The 7,841-nt window shown below is 72.5% G+C and carries 7 protein-coding genes; 1 reads left to right on the top strand and 6 read right to left on the bottom strand.

What is annotated here, in order from left to right; translation table 11 throughout:
• The coding region (locus ACFV5N_RS21675; protein ID WP_385602314.1) for a protease inhibitor I9 family protein at nucleotides 1-392 on the bottom strand (392 nt) is incomplete at its 3' end.
• Between the two features lie 302 nt (nucleotides 393-694).
• Entirely contained in the window at nucleotides 695-2,458 is a 1,764-nt protein-coding gene (gene argS / locus ACFV5N_RS21670) for an arginine--tRNA ligase (protein ID WP_385602317.1), read from the bottom strand.
• Nucleotides 2,459-2,575: 117 nt separating this feature from the next.
• Here argS and lysS point away from each other — a divergent pair, with 117 nt between their 5' ends.
• Entirely contained in the window at nucleotides 2,576-4,309 is a 1,734-nt protein-coding gene (lysS, locus tag ACFV5N_RS21665) for a lysine--tRNA ligase (RefSeq protein ID WP_385602311.1), read from the top strand.
• Nucleotides 4,310-4,481: 172 nt separating this feature from the next.
• Here the strand turns inward: lysS and ACFV5N_RS21660 are convergent, their stop codons facing one another.
• The 4 genes from ACFV5N_RS21660 to ACFV5N_RS21645 form a co-directional block, all read right to left on the bottom strand.
• Nucleotides 4,482-5,765, bottom strand: coding sequence for a DUF2637 domain-containing protein (locus ACFV5N_RS21660; protein WP_385602309.1), 1,284 nt, complete (start codon nucleotides 5,763-5,765; stop codon nucleotides 4,482-4,484).
• 81 nt (nucleotides 5,766-5,846) lie between these two features.
• Nucleotides 5,847-6,620, bottom strand: coding sequence for a DUF3558 domain-containing protein (locus ACFV5N_RS21655; RefSeq protein WP_385602306.1), 774 nt, complete (start codon nucleotides 6,618-6,620; stop codon nucleotides 5,847-5,849).
• An 83-nt stretch (nucleotides 6,621-6,703) separates the two neighbouring features.
• The gene (locus tag ACFV5N_RS21650) at nucleotides 6,704-7,522 is read right to left on the bottom strand and encodes a hypothetical protein (protein WP_385602303.1); all 819 of its coding nucleotides are present in this window, start codon (nucleotides 7,520-7,522) and stop codon (nucleotides 6,704-6,706) included.
• Between the two features lie 47 nt (nucleotides 7,523-7,569).
• Nucleotides 7,570-7,841: helix-turn-helix domain-containing protein (locus ACFV5N_RS21645; protein WP_385602300.1), on the bottom strand; the 272-nt coding region annotated here is incomplete at its 5' end.

Raw genomic sequence — 7,841 nt, 5'->3', positions numbered from 1 at the left:
CGGTCCAGGCCCCAGGAGGGCGGGTTGGTCTGGGTGGCGTCGATGGTGAAGACCTGGTTCTGGACGACTTCCTTGACGGCGGGGTCGGCGGCCAGGGCGAGGGCTTCGGCCTCGGTGGCTTCGATCTCGTAGCCGTTGAGGGCGTGTTCGTAGGTGGTGACGACCTCGGCGTCGTACTTCTCGGCGAGGTTCTCGGCCGCGGCGGAGGCGGCGGAGAAGGTGGAGTCCTCGAGTATGACGATATAGCTGTCGTCGATCGTGCCGGGGGCGTCGGCATTGGTGATGAAGCCCTGGGGCTGGTCCGCGGTGGTGGCGTGCGCGGGCAGGGCGACGGCCACACCGACGGCCAGGACTGCGGCGGTGGCAAGAACGGTCTTGCGCATCACTGCCATCTGAGGGGTCCTCCTCATAGAGGTGCTGCTGCTGTGGGGGAAGAGCCGTGCACGACAGACGTGGGCATGACACCCGCGATCGGCACAGCGGAAATCATTCGCCGCGGCAGAGGAGACCGGCAAGGGGGCGTCGGCGTTTGTCACGTATATGTCATGCAGGCGTCACGCAGTGACACAACCAGCGACATGTGGCTCGGGTAGCCGGGGAGATAAACCCGGCGGGGGCGGGGAAAGCGCCGAATTTCTGGCAGCTTTCCCCGCCCCCGCCGAAGTGCCCCGCGCGGAGGGGGAGATGCGGGCGGCTACAGCCGCTCGGGCGTCCTGATGCCCAGCAGCGCCATGCCCTGGTGCAGCGTACGGGCCGTCAGCTCGCACAGCAGCAGCCGGTTCTCCACGGTCTCGGGCGTATCCGCCTTCAGCACCGGGCAGTTCTCGTAGAAGGTCGCGTAGTGCGAGGCCAGCGCGTACAGATAACCGGCAAGCCGGTGCGGCTCGTACGTCCGCGCCGCCTCCTCCAGCGTCTGCCCGAACTCGTCCAGGTGCAGGCCCAGCGCCCGCTCGGCCGGCGCCAGCGGCAGCTCCGGATGGGCCACCGCCCGCGTCACCCCCTGCTCGCGTCCGCGCCGCAGGATCGACTGGATCCGGGCGTACGCGTACTGGAGGTACACACTGGTGTCGCCGTTCAGCGACACCATCCGGTCCAGATCGAAGACATAGTCCCGGGACCGGGAGGTCGACAGGTCCGCGTACTTGACCGCGCCGATGCCGACCTGGCCCGCCCGCTCCGCGACCTCCGCGTCCGCCAGCTCCGGCGCCTTCTCGCGCACGACGGTACCGGCGCGCTCCACCGCCTCGTCCAGCAGATCCATCAGCCGCACCGTCTCGCCCGCCCGGGTCTTGAACGGCTTGCCGTCCTTGCCCAGCACCGAGCCGAACGGCAGGTGGTGCGCCACCCCGTCCGGCAGCCAGCCCGCCCGGCGGGCCGTCTCGAAGACCATCTTGAAGTGCAGCGACTGCCGCGCGTCCACGATGTAGAGCATGGTGTCGGCGCCCAGCACCCCCACCCGGTTGCGGATGGCGGCCAGGTCGGTGGCGGCGTACCCGAAACCGCCGTCCGCCTTCTGCACGATCAGCGGCACCGGGCGGTCGTCCGGCCCCTTCACGTCGTCGAAGAACACGCACAGCGCGCCGTCCGACCGCACCGCGACGCCCGACTCCTCCAACTCGGCCGCGAGCGTGGCCAGATCGTCGTTGTAGGCCGACTCGCCCACCACGTCGTCATCGGTGAGCAGCACATCGAGCCGGTCGTAGACGGCGTTGAAGTACAGCTTCGACTCGTCGACGATCTTCTGCCACAGCTCCAGCGTCTCCTTCTCGCCGGCCTGCAGCTCCACCACCCGGCGCCTGGCCCGCTCCTTGAACTCCGGGTCGGAGTCGAAGACCGCGCGCGAGGCCCGGTAGAGGTGGTTGAGCCGGGAGATCGCCGCCTCGCCCGCCTCCGCACCGCCCTGGTGGTCCAGCTCGTGCGGGTGCTCGATCAGATACTGGATGAGCATCCCGAACTGGGTGCCCCAGTCGCCGATGTGGTTGCGCCGGATGACCTTCTCGCCCCGGTACTCCATCAGCCGCACCAGCGCGTCACCGATCACGGTGGAGCGCAGATGGCCGACGTGCATCTCCTTGGCGACGTTCGGCTGCGAGTACTCGATGATCATCGTGCTCGGGTGCGCGGTGTACGGCACCCCGAGCCGGTCGTCGGCGGCGCGGGCGGCCAGGTTGGCGGTGATCGCCTCGTCGGTGACGGTGATGTTGAGGAAGCCGGGCCCGGACACCTCGATGTCCCGGACCGGACCGCCGGAGGTGACGGCCGCCACCACGTCCGTCGCCAGCTCGCGCGGGTTCGCCTTCAGCCGCTTGGCCAGCGCGAGCATCCCGTTCGCCTGGAAGTCCGCCCGGTCACTGCGTCGCAGCAGCGGATCCGCGCCGGCGGCCTCGGGTCGGGCAGCCTCCAGGGCGGCGGCGAGCCGCTGGTTGACGACGGTGGCGAGTGCGGGGACCGAGGACATGGGGGAGCGAGCCATTCCGTAGGAGACAATGGATTCGCGGAGTGAACGCGGATTCTGAGAATCTTCCTCAGTATCCCACGCGGACCGCCACCCGATATCAGAAGGAAGTGCACAGCAGTGGATCGGACCACCCCGGAGACCGACTGGGTCTCCCGGCTCGCGGACGAGGTCATCGCCGAGGCGGAGCTGCGCGCCCCCGGCAAACCCGTTGTCTGCGCCTCGGGGCTCAGCCCGTCCGGACCGATTCACCTCGGCAATCTGCGCGAGGTCATGGTGCCCCACCTGGTCGCCGACGAGATCAAGCGGCGCGGGGTGGAGTGCGTCCACCTGCTCTCCTGGGACGACTACGACCGGTTCCGCAAGGTGCCGGCCGGCGTCGACGGGGTGGACGCCTCCTGGAGCGAGCACATCGGCAAGCCGCTGACCTCCGTCCCGGCCCCGGCCGGCAGCCCGTACGGCAGCTGGGCCGAGCACTTCAAGGCCCCGATGCTGGCGGCGCTCGCCGAGATGGGCATCGAGGTGCGCGCGATCAGCCAGACCGAGCAGTACACCTCCGGCGTGTACCGCGAGCAGATCCTGTTCGCGATGCGCGAGCGGCGCCGCATCGACGCCGTGCTGGAGCGCTACCGCACCAAGGCCAAGGCCGCCGCCGCGGGGCCGCCGCGGCAGCAGGCCGTCGACGAGGCGGAGCTGGCCGCGGCCGAGGGCTCCGGCGCCGCCGCCGAGGACGACGGCAGCGCGGGCAGCGGCGCGTACTACCCGTACAAGCCGTACTGCACCGTGTGCGAGCGGGACATGACCACGGTCACCGCGTACGACGACGACACCACCGAGCTGACCTACCGCTGCGACGCCTGCGGGCACGGCGAGACGGTGAAGCTGTCGGAGTTCGACCACGGCAAGCTGGTGTGGAAGGTCGACTGGCCGATGCGCTGGGCGTACGAGGGCGTCGTGTTCGAGCCCGCGGGCGTGGACCACCACTCGCCGGGCTCCTCGTGGGTGGTCGGCGGGCAGCTGGTCTCGGAGATCTTCGGCGGCAAGCAGCCCATCGGCCCGATGTACGCGTTCGTCGGCATCAGCGGCATGGCGAAGATGTCCAGCTCCAAGGGCGGGGTGCCGATCGCGGCCGACGCGCTGGAGATCATGGAGGCGCCGCTGCTGCGCTGGCTGTACGCGCGGCGCAAGCCGAACCAGTCGTTCAAGATCGCCTTCGACGGCGAGATCCAGCGCACCTACGACGAGTGGGACGCGCTGGCCAGGAAGGTCGCCGACGGCACCGCCCAGCCGGCGGACGCGGCGGCCTACCGGCGGGCGATCGGCACGGCCGCGGGCGAACTGCCCGCCACCCCGCGCCGGCTGCCGTACCGGATGCTCGCGTCGGTGGTGGACATCACCACCGGCGACGACGAGCAGACGCTGCGGATCCTGAGCGAACTCGACCCCGAGCACCCGGTGCGCGACCTGGACGAGACCCGGCCGCGGCTGGACCGCGCGGCGCGCTGGGTGGCCACCCAGATGCCGGCCGAGGCACGCACCCAGGTGCGCACGGAGCCGGACGCGGAGCTGCTGGGCTCGCTGGACGAGGAGCAGCGCGAGTCGCTGCGGCTGCTGCGGGACGGGCTCGCCGACCACTGGTCGCTCGATGGGCTGACGACGCTGGTGTACGGCGTGCCCAAGATCCGGGCGGGGCTGGCGCCGGACGCCAAGCCGACCCCGGAGCTGAAGGTGGCGCAGCGGAGCTTCTTCGCGCTGCTGTACCGGCTGCTGATCGGCAAGGAGACCGGCCCGCGGCTGCCCACGCTGCTGCTCGCGGTGGGCGCGGACCGGGTACGGACGCTGCTGGGCGGCTGACCGCCGACGACGGGCGGTGCGGACCGGTCGCTGGTCCGCGCCGCCCGGGCGCCCGCCGCAGGCCGGTCCGCCGGGTCGCGCACCGTGCACCCGTACGCCGCCGCGCCCGGGCCGGACACGGTGGGGTGCGGCGGTCCGAGTCCGTCCCCGACCGCGTCGCACACCCGCCGGGTCAGACGCTGGTGCCCGCGTCGGCCTTGTAGCGCTCGCGGAAGCCGTAGGTGCGCATGACCTCGCGCACGTGCTGCTCGCTGAGCAGATTGCCGTCGGTGTCGGTGACGCCGAAGCGTTCGTTCAGCATCACGGAGAGCTGACGGGGGGTCGGGAAGCCGCCGTTCTCGACGACGTAGCGGTGGAAGGCCGCGTAGTACCGCTCGTCCTCGGCGAGATCGGCCGGCAGCTCGATGGGCTCGGGGCCGGGCACCTCGTCCGGGAGGTAGGCGTCATCGCCGCCGCGCTGCGCGGGCAGCAGGCCGGGGGCGGGGGCCTGGCCGAGGGTACGGCGGCGGCCGGGGGCGACCGGCACGGTGGCGTCGGGGTACGGCTCGGGGTCGGCGCCGGGTCCGGGCTGCGCGGGCTCCGGCTGCACGGGTTGCGGCGCGGTCCCGGCCGGCACCCCGGTGTCCGGCGCGGAGGCGGCCGCGGGCTCCGGCTCCGGCCCGGCGGCCCCGCCCGCGCCGTACCACTCCTCGCGTTCGGCGCGGGGCTGGAGCACCGGCAGTTCGGGCAGCGGGAACCGGGGCGGCTGCGTCCGGCCCGGGTGCGGGTCGCCGGAGGCGTCGGCGCGGGAGAGGGCCGGGGCGGTCTCGCTGAGCGGGACGCCGAAGCGGGCCAGCTTCAGCGGCATCAGTTCCTCCACCGGGGCCCGCCGGCGCCAGGCGCGGCCGTACTCGGCGCGCAGCCGGGTCTGGTAGACGAGCCGGTCGCGCTCCATGGAGATGACCTCTTCGTAGGAGCGCAGCTCCCACAGCTTCATCCGGCGCCACAGCCGGAAGGTGGGCACCGGGGAGAGCAGCCAGCGCCACATGCGGACGCCCTCCATGTGCCGGTCCGCGGTGATGTCGGCGACCCGGCCGATCGCGTGCCGGGCGGCCTCCACGGTGATCACGAAGAGCACCGGAATGATCGCGTGCATGCCGACGCCGAGCGGGTCGCCCCAGGCGGCGGCGCCGTTGAAGGCGATGGTGGCGGCGGTGAGCAGCCAGGCGGTCTGCCGCAGCAGCGGGAACGGGATGCGCAGCCAGGTCAGCAGCAGGTCGAGGGAGAGCAGGACGACGATGCCCGCGTCGATGCCGATGGGGAAGAACGGCGAGAAGGCGCCGAATCCTTTCTGCTCGGCCAGTTCACGGACCGCCGTGTAGGAGCCGACGAAGCCGATGGCGGCGATGACGACCGCCCCGGCCAGGATGATGCCGACCAGGACGCGGTGTGCGCGTGTGAGCTTGATCGCGGCCACTCGTGGGGCCTCCCCGTGTGAACTGGTGTTCCCTCGCGGGCCCAAGACTCGCACACCGCCGGAGCGGCCGCCGTGGCTCGGCTACGCGTCGTCCTTCTTGTCCGTGTCCGCGCCACTCTCCTCGTCCGCGTCGCCGCCGTCGTCCTGCGCGGTCGCGTCCAGCCGGTCGACGGCCTCGGCCGCCGCCGTCTCGGCGCGCTCCTTGACGCCCTTGGCGCCGGGCATGTCGTCGCCCTCCAGGCCGGTGGCCGCGTAGTCGACGGTCACCACCACGTTGCCGGTGCGGACCACGACCCGCTGCTGGCGGAAGTCCTGGGTGTCGTCGTCGATGTCCTTCTCGGCGTTGTACGCGATCGTGATCGCCGCGTCGCCGGTGCCCGCCAGGTCCTCCTGGGCGATGCCGCTGTTGGCGCCGTCCCCGGTGATCTCCTCGACCTGCTGCGCGATGAAGCCCTGCGCCCGCTCGTCGCCGCTGCCCAGCGACAGATCGGACTCGAAGCGGCGCAGCGAGACGGTCAGCTGGCGGTACTGGTACTCCTTGAGCCCGCTCCACAGGCAGGTGCCGGAGAGGGAGGTGTCGTTCGAGGTCAGTGCCGAGCCGCCCTTGGGGTCGGCCTTGGGGACGATCGCGTCGATGGTGTCCTCGCCGAGCACGGCGCAGGGGCTGGGCAGATCGGCGAACCGTACCGGTTCCGGCTCGGGCGCCGCGTTGCTCTCCTCGGCCGCCGCCCCGTCGTCGTTGCCGTCCGGACCGGAGTCGGAGGCGGGGGAGGAGCAGCCGGCGATCAGCAGGGCGGGCACGGCGGCCCAGGCCAGCGCGCGCAGGGCCTGTCGGGGGGTGGCGGTGGGGTGCATGATCTCTTCGCTTCCGTTAATCCAGGGGCGGTCGGGACGGTCCGCGCCGCACAGCACGGTACGCCCTCGGCCCGCCGCGGGTGCTAATCGTCGAAGCCGCCGGCCAGGTGCCGGCCCACGCGCTGGGCGCCGTCCTGGAGCGGTGGGCTCGCGGGGGGCGTGTCGCTGCCGGGGCTGATCTGGGTGTAGTGGACGGTGGCGATGACGTTCGCGCTGCGGAACGCCAGGGTGATGTCGCGGCGTGCGCCGGTGGCGGTGGTGCTGAGCCGGTCGTCGAGGTAGGCGTCGCTGCCGATGCCGCTGACGGCGCGCGGCACGGGCTCGCCCTCGCTGTCGGTGCCGCCCGGGGTGTCCGCTCCGGGCTGCTCCCCGGGGCCGGCGGGGTCGTTGTCCTGCTCGCCGGTCGCGGTGCCGTCCGGGGTGTCGCCGGCGGTGTCGTCCGCGGTGTCGTCCCGCGGGGCGTCCGGGTCGGGGAGGCCGGCCTCGGTGGCGCGGGCGGTGAAGTCGAGGGCGGCCCGGTCGTCGTCGCTGACCTCGGGGTCGTAGGAGATGACCCGTTCGAAGTCGACGCTCAGTTGCAGGGTGCTGCCGGTCCCGGTGTCGGTGCCCTGCCAGGAGCAGCCGCCCCGGCGGCCGGAGTCGTACGTCACGGCGGGGGTGCCCCGGTACGCCTCGGGCGCGGCGTCGGGCAGCACCCGGCGCAGGGTGCTCTCGCTGACGGAGCCGCAGGGCTCGGGCAGGGCCGAGTAGCGGCCGGACTGGGGGGATCCGGAGGTGCTGCCGTACGGTCCGCTGCCGGGGCCGCTGCCGTCGGTGCCGTCCCCGGTGCTGCACCCGGCGGTGAGCGCGCTCAGCAGCGCGGCGGTGAGGGCGGTGCGCAGCACGGCCGGCGCACTGCGCATGGCTGCCTCCCGGACGGTGTGGTGTGGACGCTCTCCGGGGGACATGTCTACCGCACAGCCCGCCGGGACGCTCGCCCGGTTGCCGCAATAAGGTAGTTTGTCTGACTTTGTGGGGGTGGTGAGCCGAAGGTGCGGCGGTAGGTGTGCGGGCTGACCCCGGTGGTGCGCTTGAAGCGGTCGCGGAAGGCGGTGGGGGAGCCGAAGCCGACCTGTCCCGCGATGCGTTCCACGGGGTGGTCGGTGGTCTCCAGCAGATGCTGGGCCCGGCGGACGCGGGCGCGGTGCAGCCACTGGAGCGGGGTGGTGCCGGTCTGTTCGC

The organism is Streptomyces sp. NPDC059853 (assembly GCF_042731495.1).
GTDB lineage: Bacteria > Actinomycetota > Actinomycetes > Streptomycetales > Streptomycetaceae > Streptomyces.
The sequence above is the reverse complement of the archived record's forward strand: the minus strand, read 5'-3'. Positions and strand labels throughout refer to the sequence as shown.

Coding starts and splice junctions, on each gene's coding strand:
- ACFV5N_RS21650 (WP_385602303.1), bottom strand. CDS start 7,522: ATGCGCAGTGCGCCGGCCGTGCTGCGCACCGCCCTCACCGCCGCGCTG.
- ACFV5N_RS21655 (WP_385602306.1), bottom strand. CDS start 6,620: ATGCACCCCACCGCCACCCCCCGACAGGCCCTGCGCGCGCTGGCCTGG.
- argS (WP_385602317.1), bottom strand. CDS start 2,458: ATGTCCTCGGTCCCCGCACTCGCCACCGTCGTCAACCAGCGGCTCGCC.